At 53.0% G+C, this 26,076-nt stretch carries 20 protein-coding genes and 3 tRNA genes; 17 read left to right on the forward strand and 6 right to left on the reverse strand.

Annotated elements, in window-relative coordinates:
• The first annotated feature begins 5 nt into the window (after positions 1 to 5).
• From trmD to V3C20_RS08730, 10 genes are all read left to right on the forward strand, one after another.
• Positions 6 to 725 (forward strand): tRNA (guanosine(37)-N1)-methyltransferase TrmD, encoded by a 720-nt coding sequence (trmD, locus tag V3C20_RS08685; protein ID WP_130084785.1) that lies wholly within the window; start codon positions 6 to 8, stop codon positions 723 to 725.
• Between the two features lie 123 nt (positions 726 to 848).
• On the forward strand, positions 849 to 1,004 hold the full coding sequence (locus V3C20_RS08690; protein ID WP_012419301.1) for a small basic protein: 156 nt from the start codon (positions 849 to 851) through the stop codon (positions 1,002 to 1,004).
• A gap of 200 nt (positions 1,005 to 1,204) precedes the next feature.
• The gene (locus V3C20_RS08695) at positions 1,205 to 2,857 is read left to right on the forward strand and encodes a pseudouridine synthase (RefSeq protein ID WP_149879822.1); all 1,653 of its coding nucleotides are present in this window, start codon (positions 1,205 to 1,207) and stop codon (positions 2,855 to 2,857) included.
• A gap of 18 nt (positions 2,858 to 2,875) precedes the next feature.
• Positions 2,876 to 4,303 carry an SEL1-like repeat protein gene (locus tag V3C20_RS08700; protein ID WP_130084783.1) on the forward strand — a complete coding sequence of 476 codons (1,428 nt, stop codon included), beginning with the start codon at positions 2,876 to 2,878 and terminating at the stop codon, positions 4,301 to 4,303.
• Positions 4,304 to 4,358: 55 nt separating this feature from the next.
• Positions 4,359 to 4,658 carry a twin-arginine translocase TatA/TatE family subunit gene (gene tatA, locus V3C20_RS08705; RefSeq protein WP_130084782.1) on the forward strand — a complete coding sequence of 100 codons (300 nt, stop codon included), beginning with the start codon at positions 4,359 to 4,361 and terminating at the stop codon, positions 4,656 to 4,658.
• A gap of 320 nt (positions 4,659 to 4,978) precedes the next feature.
• Complete coding sequence (locus V3C20_RS08710; RefSeq protein ID WP_130084781.1) at positions 4,979 to 5,278, forward strand: hypothetical protein; 300 nt, start codon at positions 4,979 to 4,981, stop codon at positions 5,276 to 5,278.
• Between the two features lie 521 nt (positions 5,279 to 5,799).
• Entirely contained in the window at positions 5,800 to 6,228 is a 429-nt protein-coding gene (locus V3C20_RS08715; protein ID WP_130084780.1) for a hypothetical protein, read from the forward strand.
• 259 nt (positions 6,229 to 6,487) lie between these two features.
• A complete protein-coding gene (locus V3C20_RS08720; RefSeq protein WP_130084779.1) occupies positions 6,488 to 7,894 on the forward strand; it encodes an MBL fold metallo-hydrolase in 1,407 nt (468 codons plus the stop codon).
• Between the two features lie 135 nt (positions 7,895 to 8,029).
• A complete protein-coding gene (locus V3C20_RS08725) occupies positions 8,030 to 8,389 on the forward strand; it encodes an arsenate reductase family protein (RefSeq protein ID WP_067569088.1) in 360 nt (119 codons plus the stop codon).
• 7 nt (positions 8,390 to 8,396) lie between these two features.
• Positions 8,397 to 9,170 carry an ion transporter gene (locus V3C20_RS08730; protein ID WP_161981427.1) on the forward strand — a complete coding sequence of 258 codons (774 nt, stop codon included), beginning with the start codon at positions 8,397 to 8,399 and terminating at the stop codon, positions 9,168 to 9,170.
• 439 nt (positions 9,171 to 9,609) lie between these two features.
• On the opposite strand, the gene glgP is transcribed toward V3C20_RS08730, so the two are convergent.
• Positions 9,610 to 11,274 (reverse strand): alpha-glucan family phosphorylase, encoded by a 1,665-nt coding sequence (gene glgP, locus V3C20_RS08735; protein WP_130084777.1) that lies wholly within the window; start codon positions 11,272 to 11,274, stop codon positions 9,610 to 9,612.
• Between the two features lie 239 nt (positions 11,275 to 11,513).
• Here glgP and tdh point away from each other — a divergent pair, with 239 nt between their 5' ends.
• Positions 11,514 to 12,551: an L-threonine 3-dehydrogenase gene (gene tdh, locus V3C20_RS08740; protein ID WP_130084776.1), complete on the forward strand. Its 1,038-nt coding sequence runs from the start codon at positions 11,514 to 11,516 to the stop codon at positions 12,549 to 12,551.
• Positions 12,552 to 12,624: 73 nt separating this feature from the next.
• Here tdh and def read toward each other — a convergent pair whose 3' ends face one another.
• Positions 12,625 to 13,269, reverse strand: a complete 645-nt coding sequence (def, locus tag V3C20_RS08745) for a peptide deformylase (protein ID WP_130084806.1) — start codon at positions 13,267 to 13,269, stop codon at positions 12,625 to 12,627.
• 265 nt (positions 13,270 to 13,534) lie between these two features.
• On the opposite strand from def, the gene V3C20_RS08750 reads away from it, so the two are divergent.
• Together V3C20_RS08750 and V3C20_RS08755 are read left to right on the forward strand one after the other, a co-directional pair.
• The gene (locus tag V3C20_RS08750; protein WP_130084775.1) at positions 13,535 to 14,755 is read left to right on the forward strand and encodes a hypothetical protein; all 1,221 of its coding nucleotides are present in this window, start codon (positions 13,535 to 13,537) and stop codon (positions 14,753 to 14,755) included.
• Between the two features lie 54 nt (positions 14,756 to 14,809).
• Complete coding sequence (locus V3C20_RS08755) at positions 14,810 to 15,595, forward strand: SDR family oxidoreductase (RefSeq protein ID WP_192907220.1); 786 nt, start codon at positions 14,810 to 14,812, stop codon at positions 15,593 to 15,595.
• Between the two features lie 31 nt (positions 15,596 to 15,626).
• On the opposite strand, the gene V3C20_RS08760 is transcribed toward V3C20_RS08755, so the two are convergent.
• The 3 genes from V3C20_RS08760 to V3C20_RS08770 form a co-directional block, all read right to left on the reverse strand.
• Entirely contained in the window at positions 15,627 to 17,600 is a 1,974-nt protein-coding gene (locus V3C20_RS08760) for an enterotoxin (RefSeq protein ID WP_130084774.1), read from the reverse strand.
• A gap of 88 nt (positions 17,601 to 17,688) precedes the next feature.
• Complete coding sequence (locus V3C20_RS08765; RefSeq protein WP_130084773.1) at positions 17,689 to 18,303, reverse strand: hypothetical protein; 615 nt, start codon at positions 18,301 to 18,303, stop codon at positions 17,689 to 17,691.
• Positions 18,304 to 18,407: 104 nt separating this feature from the next.
• Positions 18,408 to 18,905 carry a hypothetical protein gene (locus tag V3C20_RS08770; protein WP_067569069.1) on the reverse strand — a complete coding sequence of 166 codons (498 nt, stop codon included), beginning with the start codon at positions 18,903 to 18,905 and terminating at the stop codon, positions 18,408 to 18,410.
• A 195-nt stretch (positions 18,906 to 19,100) separates the two neighbouring features.
• Between V3C20_RS08770 and V3C20_RS08775 the strand changes: the two genes are divergently transcribed.
• The 3 genes from V3C20_RS08775 (at position 19,101) to V3C20_RS08785 (ending at position 19,405) form a co-directional block, all read left to right on the forward strand.
• A tRNA-Thr gene (locus tag V3C20_RS08775) sits at positions 19,101 to 19,175 on the forward strand.
• Positions 19,176 to 19,216: 41 nt separating this feature from the next.
• Positions 19,217 to 19,292, forward strand: a tRNA-Lys gene (locus tag V3C20_RS08780).
• Positions 19,293 to 19,329: 37 nt separating this feature from the next.
• Positions 19,330 to 19,405, forward strand: a tRNA-Lys gene (locus V3C20_RS08785).
• A 1,036-nt stretch (positions 19,406 to 20,441) separates the two neighbouring features.
• Here V3C20_RS08785 and V3C20_RS08790 read toward each other — a convergent pair.
• Positions 20,442 to 25,421, reverse strand: a complete 4,980-nt coding sequence (locus V3C20_RS08790; protein ID WP_330935351.1) for a tlde1 domain-containing protein — start codon at positions 25,419 to 25,421, stop codon at positions 20,442 to 20,444.
• 178 nt (positions 25,422 to 25,599) lie between these two features.
• On the opposite strand from V3C20_RS08790, the gene V3C20_RS08795 reads away from it, so the two are divergent.
• Entirely contained in the window at positions 25,600 to 25,959 is a 360-nt protein-coding gene (locus V3C20_RS08795; RefSeq protein WP_330935352.1) for a hypothetical protein, read from the forward strand.
• Positions 25,960 to 26,076: the final 117 nt, after the last annotated feature.

Genomic DNA, 26,076 nt, shown 5'->3' on the forward strand with positions numbered 1-26,076 from the left:
CTTTTATGTCTGCCGCTCTGACCATAGACGTTCTTTCCCTGTTTCCGGAGATGGTGGAAGCCCCCCTGGCGGGGAGCATCCTCGGCAAGGCCCGTGAAAAGGGCCTTGTGGAGGTGCGCTGCCACAATATCAGGGACTGGACGAAGGACAGGCACCGCAAGACGGACGATTATCTTTGCGGAGGCGGACAGGGCATGCTGCTGAAGCCGGAACCTATTTTCGCCGCCGTGGAGGAACTCAGGCGCCCGGAAACGCGGGTGGTGCTGATGACTCCGCAGGGGAGGACGTTCAACCAGGACCTGGCCGGGGAACTGGCCGCTTCCGGCGGCCATCTCATCATTCTTTGCGGCCATTACGAGGGGGTGGACCACCGCGTGGTGGAGGAACTGGTGGACGTAGAATTGTCCATCGGGGACTACATCCTGACCAACGGAGCCATAGCCGCCGTCGTGGTCATTGACGCCGTGGCGCGGCTGATTCCCGGGGTGCTGGGGGATGAACGTTCTTCCGTGGAGGAGTCTTTTTCCAACGGTTTGCTGGAGGCTCCCGCCTACACCAAGCCGAATGAGTTCCGCGGCCTGTCCGTTCCGGAAATCCTGCTGAGCGGCAACCATCCCGCCATTGAGAAATGGAAGCATGAACGGTCCCTGGAACGTACGCGCCTGAACCGTCCGGATTTATGGCGGGCATGGGTGGAGGCGCATCCGGAGGACGGCGCCAGGTGAGATATTTGGCCGTCGCGTCAAATTTCTCTTGCCAAGAGGGGGGGCTTCCGTTATAAGACCTCGCCTGCCACCGTGAGGGTGGTGTAAAGCACCTTTCTGAACCTTTTACGAAATCACAAGATCATGTCCAAGCATTCCAGCCTCAAAGCAACCGGTACCGTAGGCGGCAAGCGTTCCGTCCTGAAGCGTTTCGAACGCGTCAAGCTCCTCAAGGAACGCGGTGAATGGAAGAAGGGCCAAAGCCCCCTCGGCCTGCCGAAGACCAAGCATGAAGCTTAAGCCTGACAGTGTTTCCGCCGGGATTTTCCCTCTGCGGGGCCGTTATGGCGCATCATTTTCCTAATACAGGAAGCCTCTCGGATGTCTATAAACCGGGAGGCTTTTTTCTTCTGGCGGAACTTTTCCCCTTGGAAAACGTGTTCTGCCGGCAAAACAAACAAATAAAAAACATCCGCTGAGATAGCGGACATTACATCGATATGAGTGAAGAACAACATGGCTCCGAAGAAAACGGAGGTATCCGCATTAATAAATTCCTGGCATCCTGCGGCATTGATTCCCGCCGGGTGGCTGACAGATTGATTGAGGAAGGACGTGTGGAGGTGAACGGGAAAGTTATTGATACTCCCGGAATGAAAGTAACCGATAAGGATTTCGTGAAGGTGGACGGCCGCCACATGACTCCCATGGAGGAAGTGGTAGTGCTGCTGAACAAGCCCCGCGGCTATGTGTGCAGCCGTGAGGCCCAGGGCGCGATTGGCACTGTTTACGACTTGCTGCCGCCCCGTTTGCGCCATTTGAATTACGTGGGCCGCCTGGATGCCGATTCCGAGGGCCTGCTGATCATGACCAACAAGGGAGAGCTGACTCAGACCCTTTCCCATCCCACCGGAGGCATTGAGAAGGAGTACTGGGTGACGGTGGATCAGAATTTTGACAATTCCGTCCTGATGCAGTTCCTGCGCGGAGTCCGCATTCCGGAAGGCAACGCCAAGGCCAAATATGTCTGCCGCGCTTCCGCGCGCCGCGCCTGCATCGTGCTGGAGCAGGGCTTGAAACGGCAGGTCCGCCAGATGTTCCAGTGCCTGGGCCTGCGCGTGCGTAAGCTGGTGCGCGTGCGCATCGGTTCCTTGTGGGGCGGTGATTTGGACCCAGGAAGCTGGAGGTTCATGGATGATGCCGATGTGGCTCTTCTTCTGAAGAATCCGCCCCGCCAGCGCAAGTACCTGGGTGCGGCCCAGCTTGCCACCGGGACTTCCGCCAAAACGGAACAATCCGGCAGCGCTTCTGACTCCGATGAGGGTTATGTATTTAATCCGGACGATTTTGAAGCGGGAGAATCTTATGAGCCTTCTCCCGAGATGAAGACCCGTTTTGCAGATACGGACGAACAGGATGAGGTCGCGGAAGGTGATGTGATGCGGGATGATTCTTTCCGTTCCCGTGACCGCCGGAATGACCGGAGCGACGATTTCCGAGGTCGCCGCGAAGGTGGTTTTGGAGGCGACCGCCGTGAAGGAGGATTCCAGAGGCGTGAAGGCGGTTTCAATAGGGATCGTCGCGAGGGAGGTTTCCAGCGCCGCGAAGGCGGCTTCGGAGGCGACCGCCGTGAGGGAGGCTTCCAAAGGCGTGAAGGCGGTTTCAATAGGGATCGCCGTGAGGGAGGTTTCCAACGCCGTGAAGGCGGTTTTAGAGGAGATCGTCGCGAGGGAGGTTTCCAGCGCCGTGAAGGCGGTTTTGGGGGTGACCGTCGCGAGGGAGGTTTCCAGAGGCGTGAAGGCGGTTTCGGAGGAGATCGTCGCGAAGGAGGTTTTCAACGTCGTGAAGGCGGCTTCGGAGGTGACCGTCGCGAGGGAGGTTTCCAGAGGCGTGAAGGCGGTTTCGGAGGAGATCGTCGCGAAGGAGGTTTTCAACGTCGTGAAGGCGGCTTCGGAGGTGACCGTCGCGAGGGAGGTTTCCAGCGTCGTGAAGGCGGTTTTGGAGGAAATCGTCGTGAGGGAGATTTCCAGCGTCGCGAAGGAGGTTTTCAACGCCGTGAAGGTGGCTTCCAGCGCCGCGAAGGAGGATTCCGCAAGCCCGGCTTCGGAGGCAGATCCTCCGGCGGTTTTTCCCGCGGAGGCAGAGGACGTTAATCATTTACTTGTGCCGGTATGAAGAGACATTGCAGATGGTGGTTCCTTGCCGGATTATGCGCGCTGTGCCTGGCACAGCCTTCTCTTCAGGCATCTCCTGTTCCTCCTTCTCCGGTTTCCTCCGGAGAAGGAGATTTTGACGCCTATCTGGCCGGGCTCAGGGAGAAAGCCATGAACGGAGACGCAGATGCGGCCAAACAACTGGTCGTGCATTATGAGGTGGCCGGCAATGTGCCGGAAACTTCCCGATGGATGAATCAGTACGTTTCCCTGACGGAGAAGGCGGCCGATGCCGGGAACGTGTCTGCCATGCTGGACCTGGGCAAGCTGTTTTACACCGGCAGCCGTCTTTATCCCAAGAATATGGAGAAAGCCCGGTTCTGGTTTACCCGCGCCGCAGACAGCGGCAATGCGGATGCCCAGTATCAGACGGCGGCGATGATTTCCAAGGGCATGGGAGGCCTCCGGGACGAGGCCCTGGCCACCAGCTATTATGAAAAGGCCCTCCATTCCTGGCAGAAGGAGGCGGAGGCGGGCGATCCCAAGGCCGCCCTGTGGGTGGGCCTTCTTTATGAAAGGAAGCTGGTTCCCGGCAGTTCCCCGGAGAAGTCCGTCCCCTGGCTGACGCGTGCGGCCGAACACGGGAACCTGACAGCCCAGGGGCTGCTTGGCTTCAAGTACCGGGACGGCCTCGGCGTGCCCAGGGATGCGAATTGGGCCGTGCAATGGTTTGAAAAGGCCGCGCAGCAAAAGGATTTGGGTGCTGTCATGGAACTGGGCATCATGTACCGGGACGGCAAGTATATGCCCCGGGACATGGAGAAGGCCCGCCAATGGTTTGAGAAGGGTGCGGAGTGGAAGGACCCGTACAGCATGGCTGCCTTGGCAGATATGCTCATGGAGGATTCCCCGTCCGGGGAGCATGCCGCCCGCGCTCTGTCTTTGTATAGGGAAGCCGCCGCAATCGGCTATGCTCCCGCGGCCCTGAAGGCCGCGGAACTTCTTCAGAACGGCAAGGGCGGCGAACTGGATGCCGATGAGGCTTACAGGCTTCTGCGCCGCGTCGTGGATGCTACGGGAAGTCCCAAGGGCATGTACATGCTGGCCCAGCTTTATTATGCCAAGGGAGATGACGCACAGGGAGATTCCCTGATGAAGGCTTCCGCCCAGGCTGCCTATCTGCCCGCCATGAACCGCATGGCGCGCCTGCATCTGCTTCCGGACAGTTCCCTAGCCTGGAACCCCGTGCTGTCCTATTATTACTGGAGCCAGGCTGGAGAGTTGGGCGACAAAGAGGCGGCATCCGCCGCATCCTGGCTTCTGTGGGGCAGTTTGGCGGTGCTTTCGCTGGTGATTTTCCTCGTGGTCTGGCGTTTTCACCGTTTTGCCGTCAGGAGGCTTGCAGAACAGCAAAAGCAGGAACAGGCTGGGAGCGATGACGCATGAAGCGTATTATGAAGTTCCACATTGAAATAAATCTGTTAAAAATATCGTATCTTCCATGATGAATACACTAGCCATTTTCGGTCTGGGAACTCCGGAGATCATCGCCATTCTGGTGATTGTCTTTCTGCTGTTCGGAGCCAAAAAACTTCCGGAATTCGCCCGTGGACTGGGAAAGAGCCTGGGAGAGTTCAAGAAGGCCAAATCCGAGTTTGAGGACGAGTTGTTGAAGACGGAAAAGGAAGCCATGTCCGATTCCTCCGCTTCCAAGCCGGAATCCAGACCTTCTCCGGAACTTTCGCAGCCCATTGACGTGGAAGCGGAAAAACCGGAGGAAACCAATCAGGAAGGGAAGTAGATTTTCATTCTGTAGAAAATTTGAGCAGGCGGGATTTTTTCCCGCCTTTTTTGTCGGTTTTTGCTATGGTTTCAACAGGCAGGAGGCTGTCCCGATTTCGGTATTCCGCGGTAATCCCGTGGTGCATTCTTTTTCCCATGTTCCACTTAATCAAGGTCCGCCTCTTAGAAATGAAATCTCTGAGTAAGAAAACAGCATTCTGCAGGTGGTAACACGGTGCTCTATTAAATTTATGCACCTGCGTTTTGCAGGGAGTCGATGATTCGCTGAAGAAGATGAGAATGCAGAAGATATTCGTTGCCGTTGTTTAAATCATCCCCATGAAGATCAAATCATACTATCCCGTGCTAGCTTCATGGATCCTTACATTGCTTTTCTGCGGAACGGAGGTGGGAGTCCGTTTTTATGGTTTTCCGAAATGGATGGATTTGAGTAACTTGTCTGAATGGGTCACGATGTTTTTTGGGCTAATAATACTTGGCGGTCCTATTCTTAGTTTGTTGTGGGGGGTAGGAGGACTCATTGAAGCTAAAAAGAAAATGGATTTTATCCTAGCTCTGGCTTTGTCTGTTTTATGGTTTTTCCCCTTTGTGTATGCGTTTGCTCTTGGACTTTCTTGAAAGGCAATGAGCATGTTTTGCAGGCTGTTCCTTCCGGGTTGAAGGAATAGCGTTTTATTGTTCCATGGTCAGAGAGGCTCCCGCGTTTCATGGGCATTTCTTATCCGCTATCTGTGTTCTCTTTTCTAAAAGGGAAGAAATGAAAAGAGAAAGTAAATGGTTTAATCATGTTGACAATCTTTTTCATGTAGATAAAGGTCTTGCGATTTCAAGAGGGTAATGCATGGCATACTTTGAGAAATCAAAAAGATGTTGGGTTTAAGCCTGAATTCGCTGCCAATGGTGCCAATAATGCTCGTCATTTTGCATGGGCGCTTCACAAAGGATAATTATGTGCAAGGGTTGCCTGGTGATTGATTTTGGAGACTCATTGATTCGTTCTGGCATAAGACAACAGGAGTGTGAACCGGAAATGAAATCTGACAGAGCGGCAGCTGGCTCTGAAAAAAATCCAAAGTATTTGAATCACAATATTTTGACAAGGGTACATGGAATAGGAACAAATATAAAGTAGCAGATACATGGAAAAAGAGTTTTTGCCAGGGAAAAAATCAAGGAAAACAGCCAATGCCGCAAAGGCAATTATTTTTGTTTATGCATTGCAGCTTCTGCTATCATTTGTGTTCTACTATCGTTCAATTGAAAGATATGAAATTGATGGAATTAAAATAACTATTGAAAGAGAAACGCCCTGGTATTTGAGTATGATACCAGGGGTGGGATTTTTTCTTGATATGGGTGATATTTTTCTGGATGGCCATGTTAACATAAGGTTTCAATATGAGGGGTGGACATATGCAACATGCTCGGATTCCTATGAATATATAGACTGGGAAAATGGTCTTGAGGTTAAAACAACAGATGATTTTGTTTTTCTGTATGAGAAGGGGAATTATGGGGCGCCTGTCATAGGAATGCCTCGTCAAGGAATGAGGATATTGCCTCTTTGATTTTTTAAGAGCAAACGGTATTTGTGATGCGCTGTTCCCTCAATATTGAGGGAACAGCTTTTTGTTTTTCCTTACTCCGGAAGTTGTCCTCATGTGTTATGAAAACCTTTTCGGGAATATATACCGTGTTGATGAGGAGTTTTACCGGATGAAAACCTGTGCAAAGAGTTTAAATAGCGGGCATCGTTACAGGAAATTCATCATTCCGGACGGCATTGATTTCTTGCGTTAGACGGGGGCTTGTTGTACACATGTATTAATGAAAATTCATTTTTGCGGCGCGGCAGGTACGACGACGGGGTCCCAGCATTTGCTGGAGGTGAACGGGAGCAGGATTCTTCTGGATTGCGGCATGTATCAGGGCAGGCGAGAGGAAGCGTGGCACATCAACAAGGATTTTCCGTATTTTTCTCCGGCAGATGTGGACGTGGTGATTCTTTCCCATGCGCACATCGACCATTCCGGAAACCTTCCCAATCTGGTGAAGAAGGGGTTTCAGGGAAATGTGTACAGCACGTACGCCACGCGCGACCTTTGCCAGATCATGCTGGCGGACGCCGCCCGCATCCAGGAACACGATTGCGCATTCATCAACAAGATGAACAAGCGCCGCGGCATTGACCAACCGGAGGTGTACCCCACGTATTCCGAGCAGGATGCCGAACGCTGCATGCGCCTGTTTGTGAACATCGGCTATGAACGTCCCATTCCGGTAGCTCCGGGAGTAACGCTGACGTTTTACGATGCGGGCCACATTCTGGGAGCCGCCCAGGTATGCCTGGATATTGAAGACCGGGACGACGGCAAGAGGAAGCGTTTCCTGTTTTCCGGGGACGTGGGGAGGGGCGACAACGAGCTTCTGCGCGATCCCGTGCCTGTGCCGGATGTGGATATTCTGCTGATGGAAAGCACCTACGGCGGCCGTTTTCATGAAGCTCCTTCCCGGGATGACGAGACGTTCTGCCAGGCGATCAGGGAGGCCCTGGAGCTGGGAGGCCGCATTTACATTCCCTCCTTTGCGGTGGAGCGCACCCAGCAGCTCCTTTACCTGCTGAACAGGGCCTACCATGAAGGTCATCTTCCTCTGCTGCCCGTATATGTGGACAGCCCCATGGCCGTGAGCGCCACGGGAATTTTCAGCATTCATCCGGAGTGCTTCAACAAGGAAGTGTACGATTTCCTGTTCCGGGAACAGGATCCGTTCTCCTTTGAGCAGCTGCGGATGATCCGTTCCGTGGGAGAGTCCCAGGCGCTGAACAGGATGGACGGACAGGCCATCATCATTTCCGCTTCCGGCATGTGCGAGGCAGGCCGCATCCTGCACCATCTGGCAAACAACATCGGCAATCCGAAGAATACTGTCCTTTTTGTGGGGTATTGCGCGGAACATACCCTGGGCCGTAAGATCATCGATGGATGGAAGGAGGTCCCGATCCTGGGCAAGCAATACCGCGTGCGCGCCAGAATCCGGGAGATGGATTCCTTCTCCGGCCATGCGGACCACGGCGAATTGCTGGAGTATTTTGACAGGACCGGCGGTCCCAAGAGCAATATCATTCTAGTACACGGGGAGGAACAGGCGTCTCTCGCGCTGGCGAATGCGCTGGAGGAACGGCAGGCCAATCCGGTGTCCATAGCGCAGCTTGGCAGCGTCATGGTGCTTTAAGCTGAATGCCTGAGCTGAATGGCGCTTTTTCCGTGGGGCCTTGCCCATGTGTGGAATCATTCCAATCAAGTCATGACGGCATGATGGCTGTGCTGGCCGCTTGACCCGGAGTTTATGCGGGGCTAGCGTGAGGATATGTCTTGCCTGTTTATCGAATATCCCAAGTGCACGACCTGCCAGAAAGCCAAGAAATGGCTTGATGAACAAGGTGTTTCCTATGAAGATCGCCACATCGTGGAACAGAATCCCACGAAGGAGGAACTTCTTGCATGGATCAGGGACAGCGGGCTGCCGTCCAGGAAGTTTTTCAATACCAGCGGCCTGATGTACAAGAATCTGGGGCTGAAGGACAAGCTTCCCGGCATGAGCCTGGAGGAGCAGGCGGCCCTGCTGGCGACCAACGGCATGCTGGTTAAGCGGCCCATTTTAATTGTCAACGGGCGCATCTGCGTCGGCTTCAAGGCCGATGAGTGGAAAGCCGCCCTCCATCCCTGAATGCCCCATGCCCCTGATTACCCGCACGAAGGAAGGCGCAGCCAATTTCGGCCCCTGGGAGAATGTCGTCCGGGTGCTGATCCTGGTCTGGTTCGTCCTGTACACGTTGAATGCCATTCCGGACGTTCATCCCATGGTGGGGAGGATCGCCGGCAAGGTGAATAACTGGATCAGCTATTTCTTCGTCTTTGAATACATTCTGCGGGTATTGTGCGCCAAGCCGCGCAGGATGTATGTGTTCAGCGGCATGGGGATTCTGGATTTCATTGTCTGCCTGCCGTTCCTGAGCATGTTTTTCGGGGCGGACTGGCAGGTGCTGTATTCCCTCCGGCTTGTCCGGGTACTGGCCATTTTCAAGCTGGCGCGCTTTAATAAAACCGCCGCCAGTTTTAAGAGGGCCTTTTACCTGATCCGGGACGAGTTTTTCCTGTTTTTTTCCGTCATCCTGTTCATGCTGTATGTGACCTCCCTGGGGATTTACATTGCGGAGCACGAGGCCCAGCCGGAAAAGTTCAGATCGTTTTTCGACGCCCTCTGGTTTGCCGTGGAAACCCTGAGTACGGTGGGATACGGGGACCTGGTGCCCATCACGGCGATGGGACGTATTTTTACCGGAGTGATCATGTTCATCGCCGTGTCCATCATTGCCATTTCAACGGGCCTGATTACTTCCGCCTTTTCCCGTGTCTGGCAGGAGGAGAATATTTTCCCGCGCCACCGCAGGGCCGGAGTCAAGACTCCGGATTCTGGGGAGCATGATAAGCCGGAAACGGAGGGTTAGGGCAGTTCTCAGCCTTCTTTTGCGTGAGAGAGGTTTTTTGGCCACGGGGAGAGTGCAGGGGTGTCTGCGGCGTGTTTCCCATGCCCGGAGGGAATTTCCATGCTACAGCGGAGAGTTTTTCCTTCCTCGGAAGGACAGGAGCCTCTGTCCTGTACGGAATCCGGAGGCTTCATGCCGCCGTGGATCGGCATTATTTCCTGTGGTTTTATTGCCGGTTGCCTTCTTTCATGGAAGAAGCATTTTCTTCCTCTGTCTGGATGAGATATTTTGGTGAAAGGCAATGAGGGCTTTCTTCTGGTTTTCCATTATTCCCGGGGAGGGGTGTGCCGGTGGAAACCGGAAAAGAGAGTTTGATTTTTTTCCTTCTGCTTAAAAAAGGCTGCCCCGCTGAAAGCGGAGCAGCCGGTCAACATTGTTCGGCAATAGAAAGGAATTGTTCCTAACTGTTGTACATTTTGGTATAGTACTCGTCGGCCATCCGGTCGGAATCAAACTCGGGGTAGATGTCCGTCATCGCGTTGAAGACGATTTCCATCCACTTGTCGTTGTGATCGTAGTAGAGCGGGAGAATCTTGTCGTCCAGAATGTTGTAGAAGTTGTCGCGGTCGGAGCGGTCGCGGGCTTCCGGGGAGAGGTGGGGGGCCGCTTCCGGAATGACGAAGCAGTTTTCCCCGTCCCTGGCAAATTCGCAGATCCAGCCGTCGTTGGTGGAGACGGAGATGGAGCCGTTCATAGCCGCGGACATGCCGGAGGTGCCGGACGCTTCCCGGGTGACCACGGGATTGTTCAGCCAGACGTCCGAGCCATTCTTGAGGTAGCGGCTCAGGCCCAGTTCATAGCCGGTAAGTACGGCGGAACGGGGGTATTTGGCGGTCATGTCGTTCAAGCGGTTGAAGATTTCAATGGCGCCGTGGTCCATCGGGTAGGGTTTGCCTGCCCAGATGAATTGCACCGGATAGTTGGTACGCTGAAGCATGCGCTCAAACATGGTGGGGTTTCCGGTGACCAGGTCCGGCCGCTTGTAGGCCGCAAAGCGGCGCGCCCAGACGATGGTGAGGCAGTTGGGATCAAAGACGCGGCCGGTTTGTTCCCCCACCATGCGAAAGAGGGCTTTTTTCAAGGCGCGCTTGCGGCGAATGAAGGCTTCCTTATTCCGGGCGTGGAAGGCTTCCGCCAGTTCCGGGTCCTGCCAGTATTTCTGGTTCTGGGCATTGGTGATGTGGGTGATGGAGCAGATGCCCTCATAGTCCTTCCACATTTGGCGGGAGACTTCCCCGTGGAGCTTGGAAACGCCGTTGGCGATGTGGGAAAGGCGCAGGGCGGCCAGCGTGTAGTTGAAGGTGTTGTCCGTCAGGCCCACCGCGGCGCGGACCTGTTCCATGGAGAGGCCGTCGAAGAAGGAGAACGTGTTCATCGTGTTCACGTCCATCTTTTCATTGCCTGCTTCTTCCGGAGTATGGGTAGTGAAGACGAAGCGCTTGCGCACTTCTTCCACGCTGCCCGTCTTGGCCAGCACGTGGAAGGCGGCGGCAAGGCCGTGGGCTTCATTCAGGTGGTAGATTTCCGGCTCGATGCCCAGCTCGTCAAAGAGACGCGCGCCCCCCTTGCCGAGCAGAACGTACTGGGCGATACGGGTGAAGCCGTTGGCATCATACAGGCGCCGGGAAATGTTGCGGCTTTCCTCGTCATTTTCCTCCAGGTCCGTGGAAAGGAAGAACATGGGAGCGGTGCCGAATGTTTCCGGATTCAGGAAATAGGCCTTTACCCATACCGGCGCGCCGCAGACGTGGATGAGGAATTTGATGTTGTGATCTTCCAGGAACGGGTAGTTTTTACGCATGTACTGCGTAGCCATGGAGCCGTCTTCCGCACGAATCTGGTTGTAGTAGCCGTAACTCCACAGAATGCCGACGCCGACAAGGTTCTGGCGGAGGTCATGCGCGCTGCGCATGTGGGAGCCGGCCAGGTAGCCCAGACCACCGGAGTAAATTTTAAAGGAGTTGTCGATAGCGTATTCCATGCAGAAATACGCTACGCTTTTTCCGTATTTGGGATCGATTTCATACGGATGTTCGAAAATGGTGGGTAAAAATGACTTCGCCATGGTTCTGTAAGTATGGAGTAAGATGTTCAGCAGATGAACCGTATAGCTTGGTAGCATGATTCATCATTATTGGAAAGGGCAAAGTGCGTGTGTGTAGGAATTGTCGCTTGAACAGGAAAGCTTTTCCGTAAAGGCGCCCTAACAGTTTTTCCCCGTTTTCTCGACATGGTCCGGAACTGCGTTTTACAGGGGGGCGCAAGTGATTTTGAGCTTGCCGCCGGGGAGGAAAAAGAGCATGAATGGGGCGCATGAAAGCTCTTGTAAAAACGCAGGCAGGTCCCGGTTTGGAATTGATGGATGTTCCCATGCCGGAAGGCGGCCCGAACGATGTTCTGATTAAGATTCACAAAACGGCTATTTGCGGCACGGACCTTCATATCTGGAACTGGGACAAGTGGGCCCAGCAGACCATTCCCGTGGGCATGCATGTGGGGCACGAATTCTGCGGCGTTATTGAGTCCGTAGGTTCATCCGTGACCGAGTACAAGCCCGGGGAGATCGTTTCCGGAGAAGGGCACATCGTCTGCGGCCACTGCCGCAGCTGCCGCTCCGGCCAGAAGCACTTGTGCCCGAATACGCAGGGCGTGGGAGTGAACAGGCCCGGATGCTTTGCGGAATACCTTTCCATTCCCCAGGACAACGTGGTGCGCATCCACAAGAACATTCCGATGGAAATCGCCTCCATTTTCGACCCGCTGGGCAATGCCGTCCATACGGCCCTTTCCTGGGACCTGGTGGGCGAAGATGTCCTGATTACGGGCGCCGGCGTCATCGGCTGCATGGCCGCCGCCGTGTGCAAAAAGGCCGGGGCCAAAACCGTGGTGATTACGGACATCAACGATTTCCGCCTGGGTCTGGCCAGAACTCTGGGAGCGGACCGCACAGTGAATGTGACCCGTGAAAAACTTTCCGACGTGATGAAGGAACTGGAGATGACGGAAGGGTTTGACGTGTGCCTGGAAATGAGCGGCGCTCCCTCCTGCCTGAAAGACATCATCGACAATTCCCGCAATGGTGCGAGTATTTCCCTGTTGGGGATTCAGCCGGACGGCTCCAGCATCGAATGGAACAAGTTCATCTGGAAGGGGCTGAAGATGAAAGGCATTTATGGACGTGAAATTTTTGAAACATGGCACAAGATGGATTCCATGATCCGCAGCGGCCTGGACATCGCACCGATCATCACGCACCGCCTGCCCTATACGGAGTTCCGGGAAGGCTTTGAGGCCATGAATTCCGGCAAGTCCGGTAAAGTGGTGCTGGACTGGGTCAACTGAGCCTGGCTGCCGCCAGTCGCATTTGCCCCGGCTTTCATTGAAAGGGAAGCCGGGGCTTTTTTACAGAGGTGGGTCACGCGGTTTTCCGGGGTATGGCCGGAACCTGGGCGGCCTGGGCCAGTCTCCGGCGTTCCTCCTTCATGCGACGTGCGTAGCTGTCGTCGTCTTCCTCAAAGGCATCCGGATGTGTCAGTCTAAGACGCCGGATGACTTTTTCATGGTCCTGCGGAGAAACGATGTCCGTGAACAGGCTGCCGTGAAGGTGATCCACTTCATGCTGCAGACAGCGTGCCAGAAGGCCGTTGCATTTGATGGTAACGGTCCTTCCGTCCATCAGAATGAGCGTGGCTTTTACGCAGGAACGCCGCGTGACGTCCGCATATACCTTGGAGATGCTCAGGCACCCTTCCCGGTACGGGACTTTTTTGCCGAAGGGGTGGAGGACCGGGTTGATGAAGTTCAGCGGCATAAGTTGTGCCAGCGTGGCAGGGCTGCCGTCCACTTCCAGCCACGTGGTGGAGGTGTCCGTGAGGGGGATGTTGATGGTGACCATCTGGATGGGACGGCCCACCTGCGGCGCCGCCAGTCCGATGCCTCCCTGCGCCAGTGTTTCCTGCATGTCTTGCAGAAAGCTGAGGATGTCGGAATTGATATGGACAATGGGACTGCATTTCTCCCGGAGGGCGGGATGCCCGTATTGCAGAATGTCAAGAATCACGGCAGGTATGGTGTTGAATAGGTAATAAGGTGCGACTGTCCGTAAGAGGGAAACGTTCATTTTTTCTATAGTAAATACGGTGTGGAACTGCAGTAGACTTTCTTTGACGGCAAGATATGCCACGGCAAGTTTTTTGCGGATGGAATGAAAAGACCTTGAACTTTGTGCTGTCTTTTTTACGGTAACCATGCAGCCCGATGCTGCTGAGGCTTGCCCTCGTCAACGTCCCTCCCTCATGAAGCACAGATACCATCTCTTTTTATTCTTGAAATTTTCCTTGTTGGGAGGCGTATGCTTCCTGGCGCCATGTTCCTGCGGGGACAGGGAGGACGGGAATGCTCAGGCTCAGGAGAACGGCTCCGGGGAGCTTTCCCCGGTGGAATCTTATGAGGAATTGCTTTCTCTGCGGCTGAGGGATGTGGAGCAGATGGCTGATTTGATTGTCTCCGTCCAGGACCGCGACAGAGGGGAAGGCGTGATGGAAGAGCTGGGACGGCTGGCGGAACGGCAGAAGCAGTATGAGGAGAATTGCCGACAGCTTCTTACCCTGAATCCGGATATTCAGAAGTTGTCCAGGGAGAAGCATCCCGTTTTTCACGCCATTCTACGGGAACGCGTGGCGAAGGCGCACTCCCAAGTGATGGAGCAGCTCCTGAGGATTCATGATGTCAAGTATTACGGCTCTGCCGTGATCAAGGGTGATTTGGAAAAGTATGGACTGAAGCTGACCAACAAGAGAATGGCCCAGTACCTGAACAGCAGGATGCTTCCTTCCCTGGAAGCCTATCTGGTTCAGTATTCCTCCATGGTGGATATGCTGGAAGGGATAGACTGCAAGGTTGCCGCTGATGCGTATGCCGTGTCCCTGGCTCTTCAGTGCCGCATGGTGCAGGAGCAGGCCGTCAATGTTTTGCGTATGGAGCATACTTATCAGGCATGGCTTCCCGGATTTGAGAATTATTACCATAAAGGGCTGGCAAAGCTGAGGGTAAAGGCTGACCAGGAGTGCAAGCGCTGCTTCCGCGCCCTATTAAAACTGGCGACTGCCAGAATGTACGATTCCCCCCTGCTGTACAAGACGGTTGCGGGTATATGGGTGGACCATCCCCTGATGATTGATTCTCCTGAAGTCTGGAATGATCCGATGATGACCATGGAGGAATTCTGCCTGTCTCTGGAACGTATCCGCCTTCTGCTGCAGGATGTGAAGGACCCGGAGACGGCGGACAAAAGGGCCATTGAGGTAGTGGAAGTTGTTTCCCGCCTGAAAAGACTGCGCAGCCATATAAGCCGGTTCCAGGAGTCCGGAAAAATGGAGATGGTGAAGGCAAATGACCTGGAACGCGTGAGCCACCGGGCGGAAGAGGCGGAAATGACCGTTTCCGGAGCCATGGCTCGTCTTATTTTGGAAACGGACGTCGTTACCCGTTCTCCGCTTCTTTCCCATGCGCTGGGCTTTTACAGGTATGTGATGTACGCACGTTAGGGCGGTGGACGGGGAACTTGTTGACTTCTCCCGGTGAAGAGTGACAATCAGATCATGATGGATTCTGATTTTTCCGGCAAGGTTGTCGTGGTGACGGGAGGCGCTTCCGGCATTGGCCGGGCCATTGCAGAGGCTTTTGCCGCGGCGGGAGCTCTGCTGGCTGTGATGGACGTCGACCATGAGCAGACGGCCGGACTTTTGGATGTTCTGGCGGGAGAGGGCCATATCTGCGTGACGGGTGATGCTGGTGTGGAGGAGGACCTTCGCTTTTTTGCGGAAAAGGTGCTTGAGCATTTCGGCCGCGTGGATGTGCTGGTAAACAATGCGTGCATCAGCCGCCGGGGCATTCTTTCCGGCTGTTCCTACGAGGAGTTCAACAAGGTTCTGTGCGTGGGCGTTTCCGCCCCCTATCTGCTGTCCAGCCTGTTTCTGGAGCATTTTGCCCGCGGGGCTTCCATCGTCAATATAGCTTCCAGCCGCGCGTTCATGTCTCAGAAGAATACGGAGAGCTACAGCGCCGCGAAAGGCGGCATCATCGCGCTGACGCATGCCCTCGCCATGAGCCTGGCGCCGCGCGGCGTGCGCGTGAACAGCATCAGTCCCGGCTGGATTGATACGGGAAAATTCGGCTCCTTGACGCGGGAGGATGCCCTGCAGCATCCCGCAGGGCGCGCGGGCGTCCCTGCGGATGTGGTGAAAGGGGTGTTTTTCCTGTGCCTTTCCGGATTCGTCAATGCAGAAAACCTGGTTATTGACGGCGGCATGACCCGCATGATGGTATACCACGGGGAAGAGGGGTGGACATATAATCCGGAAGCGCGGGGAACGGAGCCTTCCTGACGGACGGTTCCCGTCTGCTTTTTCTGCCGCTTCACGCACGCGGTTTTGGGAGGGCTTCCACCACGATCACCTCGAACGGTTCCAGCTCCATCCGGACGATTTCTCCGGCGCGGAGCTCGGAGAACGGGAGCCGCTTTCCATTGGGAGAAATGGCGGAATAACTGCGCGGAGCTTCCGGCGGCAGTTCAAAGACGGAGCCGGGATCAAAACTCCAGGTGCGCCGTTCCGAGGAAGGGTTACGGATGGTGAGAAGCCCCTTGGCCGGAGACCATGCGGACCAGCCGTACACCTGCAATTCCATGGGACTGCCGCCCACCCAGTGTACGTCCACCAGCGTTTCATTATTCTCCCTGGCCCAGATGGCCGCCCTGGCCAGGGTATCCCATTGGGACGGCTCAAGCAGCTGCGGTGTCATGTAAATCTCCTGCATTTGCGTGCCGGACCCGAAGGCTGACCAGATTTCATCCTCCAGGTCCGTTCCTTCCACCGTATCCAGGCCGCGGGCCTTCCGCGTGTAAATGATGCCATGGTTCATCAGGGAATTGATGGGAAATAGCGGGGAAACGGCCACGTTGTTGTTGAAAATGCGGGAATCCCGGAACGTCATCCACTTCTGCCTCATGGTTCCTTCGCCAATAAACTCATGGTCCCAGCCCCCGCGCCACACGGAATCCGCGATGCCGAACCAGAAGGGGGAAGCCCACGTGCCCGTGGTCAGATTGATGAACAGGTCCGGCCGTTCGTCGCGCAGTTCCCCCAGCAGATGGATAACGGCCTCGAAATCGCTGGCAAACCGGCTTCCGGGAAGCTGCGTTTCCTCCCCGGAAGTGCCGTCCAGCTTGAAATGGTTGATGCCGTTGTTCCGGATCATGTGCAGGCACATTTCCTTGAAATAATTATAATACTTCGGCCCGCTCAAGGCAAAGCCGCGTTCGTTTGTTTCAAAACAGTCTCCCGCGGCATTCAGCCGGTTCTGTTTGGGCCGGCCATAACCGCCCCAGGGAGAAAACCATACCCCGGGACCGGCACCGTAGGAAGCGGCAAGCTTATGGACGTTGCGGAACTCGTGTTTGAACCCTTCGTTGAACTCCCAGAGCGTTTCCGGATTGTCCCACCCGTCGTCAAAAAGGATGGAATCCAGCACGGCTCCGCGCTTGCGGACCAGCTCTTCGCCGTACAAGCTCACGGCTTCCATGGCAAAAGCTTCGTCATAGCGGTCGAACAGGGTGTCGTACCACGTATTGTAATTCAGAAAGGCTCCGTAGGGCCGAGCACGCTCTTCGTTCAGGTATTGCAGCTGGAAGGTTCGGCGCAGTTGGCCCGGAGCGGCAACGCCCAGCACGGCGGAAACATTTAAATGCGTGCGTGAGGGAATATCCGCCTTGCGGGAAATTTGAGCCACCAGTTTTCCTTCCTCTTCCCCGTTGAAGGAAAGCGGACTTTCCACTCCGGCAAACAGCCTGCCGCCAAATGCTGTGGCCGGAACACCCTTCACGCTACCCCTCGTCTGAATATCCGGCGCGGATAGTTCAAGCACACGCACCATGCGAATGGGGGAGGCCCACTGCATGGGGCAAATGTCCAGCAAAATACGGGCATAGGGAGATCCTTCCCTCAGTTCCGCAGTCCAAGTGACGGCCAGGCCTTCCGTCTCCCAGGCAAAGGGGACTGTTATCTTGACGCCGGAACGGCGGTCCGCCAGCCTGCGGCCCTGGGGATTGCCCGGGATTTCCTCTCCGGCGGGCGTTTCCGCCATCAGGCTGGCCGCGGAAATCTTGCGCGGGCGGGGGCTCGGAACGTCGTCCGTGACTCCGTCTTCCTTGATCCCGTAATCCAGATGGATGCTGAAAATATCGTCCCCGAAGCGGTAGGCGCAACCATTGAGCTTGTCCGTAAACGTCACTCCGGCAAGTCTTCTTCCCGCCGTGTGTACCTTGATTTCAATCCAATCATTGGCGGCTGTCAACACGCCGGGAATATCCATGGAAAGGGAACATGCGCTCATGGGAAAAGGCTATGACCGCACCCGCCGGAAGTAAAGACAGGAATGGAAACGTCAGCCCGTTTCTTTCCAGGAACGCCCCTCTTGTCCATCATTTTCCGGAACACAGGTTATACAATCCCAGGCAGGGGGTAACAACGATGCCGGCTGGAATAAGGAGAATATTGGCAATTACGGTGCCGGGCGCGTCGATCAAACAGCTTTGAAAACCGGCCAGAACCGTCCGTGCCGTGGATGGAGCTTGAATGATTTCCTGTTTCGTTTCGCCGAGAGCGTCTATTCTTTTCATTGAATGGTTTGACGGACGAAGCTTGATGCTGCATGCCTCGTCAGGATTGAATTGGTCTGCGACGGCAGTTTCCCCGGAGTGCAGGATTTGGATGGCGGAGAGGGAAAGAAGATGGTTTTTATCTTCTTTCCAGGGATATTGAAGAAAGACGTTTTTTTCCGTCCCCGGAACGTTCTTCATTTGCGAACCGTCTCCCACCTGGCTCATGGGTGCTCCGATAATGGGAGTATTCTTGCGTTGGTCGCATTGTGCGGTTTTGATGAAAACATAGCCATTGCCGAGGTATGCGTCCGAATGTTCATCCAGTTGCCAGGTTCGGTAGATGGTTCCGGCGTCCAGCGTCCTGGATGCCGTATTGACGGATATGCATGAACCCTGCAGCAGGAACGCCGCCGATATGAATAGAAAGCGATTCATGTGAATTTTATTGAGGGCGGCAGCATGTTGACTGTTTGTCACCATAAATAAAAGAGCCACTTCGGAATGAAGCGGCTTTTTTGTTCCTCAAAGGAAAGTAAAAATCAGCGGATGGTGACGCGGGGATCGTTGGCGAGAACGTCGGCCAGTTCGTCCCAGCCGTCTTCCGTCTGGAGCTGGAACATCTGAAGGTAAACGGAGGCCACGCCGGGGGAGTATTTTTCAAACAGTTCGTCCACGGCCTTGGAAAGCTTTTCCTTGTCCAGCGTTTCCGGCAGCTCGTTCACGATGCCGTTGCCGTCATGGGGAATGCCCAGCGTATTCAGGAAGGTGATGAGCATGTCCTGATGCTTGCGGAGCAGCCAGACCTGCAGCAGGTGGTCGCCGATCTCATTGCTGGGCTTCCATCCCAGCATTTTCTTGATGAAGGAAAACTGTTCCTGCAGGGGCTTGCGCTGGATGAACTCCGGACGGAGTTTTTTCAGGGCTCCAAGTTCACGTACGGCGGCGCGGTAAATGGCGCGTTCCTGATTGCGCATCCAGTCCAGAATGTCGCTGATAGTCTGTTCGTCTGCTTGCTGAAAAATGTAATATGCCTTCATGATAAGTAGGGAAAAGAAAAGCTCCTTGAGGACATGAACTCCACCATGTTTCCCCCTCTTATGCAAGCTCTTCTACTGTCACCTGCCGCACTTGTCTTTTATTCCGTATTCAAGGCGTAAAAAAACGGTCTTACTGCAAAAAAGACTTGCTAAAAGGGGTGGCATGTGATTACTTGCTTGCGCGCTTCTCGCGACGCCACTGTAGCTCAGGGGTAGAGCAACGCATTCGTAATGCGTGGGTCGTCGGTTCAATTCCGACCAGTGGCTCCATCTTCCGTGATGGAACCAGCCGCGTGAACAGCCGGATACATGCCTCGTTAGCTCAGTTGGTAGAGCAGCTGACTCTTAATCAGTTTGTCCACGGTTCGAGCCCGTGACGGGGTACCATCCGGTTGTTCTCATGGGGGAACGCACATCATCAAACGCCTCGTTAGCTCAGTTGGTAGAGCAGCTGACTCTTAATCAGTTTGTCCACGGTTCGAGCCCGTGACGGGGTACCATCTTTCTTAAAGTCCGGTCTGCCTGCGCAGTGCCGGGCTTTTTATTTATTAAAGTTTCAGGCAAGACTCCCAGTTTCCGGAAAATTGCTTAATTCAGATATTTCACGAACGGAGTTTCAGGTATGCACTTGTACTTGCATGAACGGTTGAACTGGAAGCTCACGTTTCATTCCTTCTGGAATGGCGATGAAATCTGTTCTAAAAAAATCCAAACATACTTCTTATATCAACTTGATATTTATTTGGTATGATTCGCTTAAAATCTTAACTTATGGAATATATTTTTTGAAATTTCATGTAATTTTTAAGTAATAATCGCCGCAATATTTTTCGTAATTTTTATTGTTCTTACCAAAATCAATCATCCAATAATTGACTGTTTTCAGCAGTGAGCTACGGAGAAAAAAGAGCCCATCTTGATAGGAAACTGGATAAAATTGAAAAAGGTATATTACATTATCATCGATAATAAAGTTTTAGGAAAAATGTTCTAGATTTATATCGAATGACCTGGGAGAAGAAAAAACAGGAACGACGATTTTGTTATCAATAATAATATCTTTGACAATACGTTTGGGGTGGTTCGGCTTTAAAGAATATATATGGGGCCGTTGTAGTAAATTAGGTCAAACTCATCTTTTACGGTTTTACAAAAGAGAGAAAATTTTCAACGTATTATAGAAAAATGTAATTTTTTTCAAAAAACCTCTCCTGTTATTAGAACAAGAGAGGTTAAAAGATAATTATTCTATTATTAATTTAGTTTTTATTAAAAATTGATATAATTTTATAAAGAAATAAGAAACTTATTAAAAAAATAATTGATCCATAAAAAATAAAATTATCATACATAAGAACGTTATAAGCCGTTTCTCCATCAATAATTATTTCTGGATAAAAATTGCTTATAATCGTTTTCATTATATGGATAGGAACATGAAGCTCCATGACATCCGCGCCTATAAGTTTACATGCTAATGTAAAAATAAGCACTGTCATGATACTACAACTAATAAGACAAAATATAATTTTTGACTTACTCTTCTTTAACTTCCAAAATTCCATAATATATATATTCTGTTCCATCTGCTCCTTTTACTGTTTTAGATTCAGTTTCAAGGATAAATTCACGAACTTTTTCAAATACATCTTTATCTAGGAAAGTAATACATCCCAAAGATCTTGTTCCATAATGCATTCGAAAAGAAGATCTAAAAACTCCATTGATTTCTTTTTGATCATCTAATACACCATCTATTGCAATAAAAGCAAGCCATTGAGTTTTGTCATTGTCATTCCACATTTTGTATGTCCAATCTTCAAATTGGCTTCGAATTCCTCCAGATTGTCTTTTTATTACATAGTATTTTCCCGGTGGTATGGGGCCATTATCTTTATTACCTGCATTGTCTGGATTATTTTTTCCATCGCCATTTCCAGAAAATACTCTACTCGTGGTAAAGCGAAGGATATTGCCGTCTTTATCTATTTTTCGTATCAATATTGTATGAATTTTTATACTGTATTCTATCTTGCATATCAAACCTAGAATATCAAAATGATTCAAAATTTTATTTTGTGCAAAGGCATATAAATTTATACCACCACTCTCAGTGATAGGATCGCGGTTGATCCAGCGCCCATCGAATGGATTGAGATGGCGGTAGTTGTAGTAGACAAGTCCCAGTTCATCGTCTGCATACTCACAGGAAAACCTGAACCTGTTATCCTGAGCCATGTCTCCCTGTGCCGTGAGGAGGGCACCAAAGGGGGCACACTCATAGCGAGCCCTTCGTGCCTGCTGTTCATCGAAAATGGAGGTGACATTCTTCAATGCGTCATGGGTGAAGAAGAGATGCTCTCCATCTACCATTCCGTTTTCCTTCCAGCATGTCACCATCAGAATGCGCGTGGCTGCCGGCTCCGTCGGATCCCACAGGTAACTCTTTTCCAGTACGGGCTGGGGATGCGTCAAATTCAGTTCGGCCACCTGCAGGTAACCCCGGTATAAATAATAAGCATGGCTGACAGCTGCTCCATTGACAAGTACCTTCTTCTCAAAGCGGCGCCCTTGATAGTCATAGCCGCAGGCCACGACAGTGCGGCCATCTTCGCTGGTAAAGGAAACAGGCCTGTCATTGGCATCGTAGCAAACATTCCAGATTCCTGTTGAGGTTCTAATTCTTGTCTGGTTGCCGTCCGCATCATAGAGAGGGTCAAAGGAAACATCCGCCTGAATTATGTTTGTATACTGGTTGAGCTCGTTGGCTCCGTAGGATACCTCCTCTTCCAGTTCACGGGCAGTCTTGCGGTTGCCGATGTTGTCGTACTGGTAGGCAAAGTTGTTTCTTTGCTGTATCTGATCCCCTGTCAATTCACTTCTGCCGTTGTAGGTGAAGTTTCTGGTGGTCGCCGGAGTGGCAGCCTCCCATGAATCCTTCCGTTGAACGGGACGCATCAAGTGGTCGTACTGGTAGACATGTCCGGCCAACATGTCGCCAGTCCCGGCATCCTCATAGCCGATGGAGGCCAGGAGGTTGAGCTTGGGATGGTAGGTGTTGCTGCGGACCATGCCGTTGGGATAGGACAATTGGTTGAGGAAGCCGCTGGTTTCATCATATTCCCAAGTAAAGGGAGATGCCAATCCTTCCAGATTCATCCCGATCATGGCACCTTGATGGCCATAGTCAAGATGGGAGTGCTGCACGGTGCGGGTTCCGATCATCAGGCGATATCCGCAGGGACGCCCGAAGGAATCGTATTCTTCCTGGATGCAGCTTTCTATGGTTCCAAAGGTAGTATCCTGGATCATCCTGCCATAGGCATCGTAAGAGAATTCTCTGGTGCCCGAAGCATCAGAAACAGATATCGCCTGACCAAGGTGATTGTAGGAATAGATCCAAGGCTGGGTATCATCACTGTGGGAGACAGAGACAAGCTCCCCGGTGGCCGGAGCGTACTGATAAGTTGTTACAATGCCCCTGGCCTTGGTGAGAGTCTCCAGACGGTTGAGTTTGTCATAGGTCTTGACGGTAGAGGAACCGTCGGCATAGATCTTCTTGAATTCCAGTCCCGTAGCCGTGTCGTAGAGCCAGGTAGTGGTATCTCCGTCGGTGCGGCTGGAAGGATCGGTAATGATGTCTCCTTCATCCGCCCTAAAAGTGGTCAGGGCAATCATATGGTCATTGTCGTCATAGACAAAGCAAGCCGGCTGAATGGCGGTACCGTATTCGGCCGTCTTTCTGCCCCGGATATCGTAGGAATAACAGGTGGTATCTCCCAGGGCGTTGGTGATGCAGGCAGGGGCGTCACAGCAGGGGGAGTAGGCAGTGGAAGTGATATTGCCTTGTGCGTCGGTTGTCCTGATAGGGCGTCCGGCTAGGTCGGACTCTGTTGTAGTAACATTGCCGCGGCCGTCCGTCTGCTTCAGAATCATCCCTGTGGAGGTATAAGAGCGTTCTTGTGAGGAATGAATGCCTGCATGATCGTTTTGATTGATCGTGAAACCGTCGACGACGAGGGATATTGCTGTGATATCAGAGGTTGGGATGCGGCTGAATTGAGTTCGCCGGGCAGGAGCGGTGTATTCTGACCATTGGATACTCTGTTGCCCGTAAATGTCGGTAGAAAGGACCTTGCTTTCCAGTACAGGGTCCAGCTGAGAAACCATGGTTTCCGCAGTCTGTGTCACGGGCAGTCCTTCGGTATTGTAGGTTGTAGAGGTTTGTATCTTGTAAATGCCGTCTTCCCGAGTTTGGTAGCATGTGGAGCTTTCCGCGATCCTGTTTTTATTAGTATCCTCTGGATGAAGCTCGTCTAGAAGAATAGTTTGCCTTACGACCTTGCCGAGTTCATCGTAGACAGTCACTGTTGGTACCATATCCTCTGTTTGAATGCGTACAAGCTGACCCTTGCTATTGTAAGCATTTCTAGTGACAATGAAACCTCCCAGAGTATTGGACTGCTCCTCCCGAATAGTTTCTCCAAAACCATTTTCCAAGGTACGTGAGAGAATTACTCCTTTGGACAGAGTGGTGGTGAGAATACCCTCTTCTGTCAATTCGAGCTGTATTTCAATTTCTTGCTGTCCGTTTCCTCCCTGCCAAAGAGTAGAGCCGTCATAATAAGTTTTCGTCACAAAAATAGCCCCCGAAGAAGTGGTGACGGTTGTTGTAAGCTGATCGTTGCTGTATTCAGTTCTGGTGGTGCGACCAAGAATATCCGTTGTGGAAATAATTCTTCCCAAGTCGTCGTATTCCATATTTTCGACTGTCGACATAGCTCCTATGTCTTTTCGTACGGAAAGAATTCTTCCCGCAACATCCTTTGTGTAGGACGTGATTGTTTCAGGCGTGGTTTCCGTGGCTGAACGGATGGTTTCCACCAACTGCTTGGCCGTGTTGTAACTGTAGCTGGTTACCACACCGTCTTCGTTGGTTTCCGTCAAGGGACCGCAGCACATCCATTCCGTCGTGCTGAAGCGGCCGTTGCCCTTCGTCGTCTTGATTCGCTTGAGCTCGGCATCGTATTCATAGTCCTCCGTGGAAATCAATGACCAGTCTTCTCCCGTGTGGACATACTGCTCTTCTCGGGTGGTTGTACTATTGGCGGCGATATACTCCACCTTTCTGGTACTTTGACCGGGAACAATGCTCCCATTAGCCTGCACAGTTGAAGTCTCTTTGTGGAGAGCACCATGATCCGTGGTGGCTTCATAGGTATAAATGGTCTGAACACCGTTGATGCCCTGGCTCATCTTCTGTCTTCCCCGGGCATAGGGATACTGTGCTGCTTCCCCATAAGTTTCTGAAATGCTTGTGTGAACCTGGTCGGAACCCAGAGCTGTTTCTGTCACCGTCGTGCGGTTGACTTCGGGGCTCTCTTCATAGGTATAGCTCCTTTGGCTTAGAACGGTTTCCGTTCCGTCCTGGGCAATGATGACTTCCCTTTCCGTAGCAGGCCTGAAATCATTGAAACGCAGGTCGGCGTAGGTGGTGCGCGTTCCCTTTTCTCCTCCGCCTGCCCAGGGCATGGCCTGCAGAACCACACGGCCCTGATCGTCGTACTCGTAGCGCGTGCAGCCCCCGTTGGGCTGGATTTCCAAAGACACCCGGTACTGGTCGTTGTAGGTGTAGAGCGTCGTTTGGGCCAAGGATGTATTATAGCCCTCCGTGCTGCTGATGGTCAGCCAGCCTCCGTCGGTATACTTCTTCACCGTGCGCCTGCTGCGGGAAGGCTGGGAATCATTGATGCCCCTGACCGTTTCAATCCGCTCCCACTTGGCGCCGGGCAGGGCGTTGCGTTCAATCGTGCGCACGATGCGTTCATCTCCTTCTCCCTTGATGATGCTTATTTTGTTTCCTTCCTCGCGGCGTTCGATAACCCGCGGTTCCTGCCCGGCCCGTTGATTGGTGATGTAAGTCACTTTTACGCCATCCTCCATGGAAGTTCTATAAACGGCCGTCTTGTAGGGCTCTCCGTTAACCACAAATTCCCCATCATGGGAGGCAGAAACATTCCCGGGGGCGTACCACTCCAGAGTGAGGCTGTTGTTTCCGGGAATGCTTCGCATCAGCCCCTGGGCCCGGGAATAGACGCTGTTGAGAGATCCATCCGGGTTGTAGGTGACCTGAACCTTGCGGGCATACTCCTCGGCAGAGATGACATGACCCGAGGAGCTTGTGACCGAGACGACCTCTCCGGTGGAGGAAGAGAAGCGCAGGATCATGCCGGAAGGAAGCACCATGTCCATGTAGGCGGGAGTGCCCTGGATATTGGGAGTGAGGTTTTCATTGAGCAGACGTACACGATAGTCCAGTTTTCTGGAGCTGCCAACGGGGGAAGCCTCGGCACTTCCTTCCGGGGCCTTGAAATAGATATGGCTTCCGGAAGGGCGTTTGACGGTGACTCGTCTTTCCTCTTGAGAGAAGGAAGCGCTCCATGCCATGGGGTGGTTGTAGCGCATGGAAGGCCCGATGTTGGAGTTGAGGCTGGAGGGGGTGGAAGAGCGTGCCATGCGCATGAACCTGGCCGGAGAAGGTGGCGGAGGGCCTCCTGCAGAGGGAGGATTGATACATGCATCGCCTTGACAAGGCAATACCCCATTAGGATCGCCCGGAGTGGGCTGCTGCTGAACGCAGTTCTCATCGCCTTCCTCGTCACAGTCACAGGGACAAGGGCATGGTTCTTCCTCGGTGGGCGGTTCGCTGGAGGAAGAAGACAGGGAACTGGAGCTGGAGCTGGAGCTGGAACTGGAGCTGGAACTGGAGCTGGAACTGGAGCTGGAACTGGAGCTGGAACTGGAGCTGGAGCTGGAGCTGGAGCTGGAACTGGAACTGGAGCTGGAGCTGGAGCTGGAGCTGGAGCTGGAACTGGAACTGGAACTGGAACTGGAACTGGAACTGGAACTGGAGCTGGAACTGGAACTGGAACTGGAACTGGAACTGGAACTGGAACTGGAACTGGAACTGCTTGACTTGGGATCAAACCCAAAATCATCCCCTCCCCCTTCCGAAGAGCTGCTGGAGGTATTCTCTTCTTCCTCGTCCCGATAAAGATTGACCAGGGTGATGACTTCCTCCCCTTCCCTGTCCGGAGGAGTTACATTGGGGTCGAGGTAGGAATTGATATCGGGCGCCTCCGCCTTGTCGGAAAGAATGGCAATGCAGAAC

This window comes from Akkermansia sp. RCC_12PD, from assembly GCF_036417355.1.
GTDB lineage: Bacteria > Verrucomicrobiota > Verrucomicrobiia > Verrucomicrobiales > Akkermansiaceae > Akkermansia.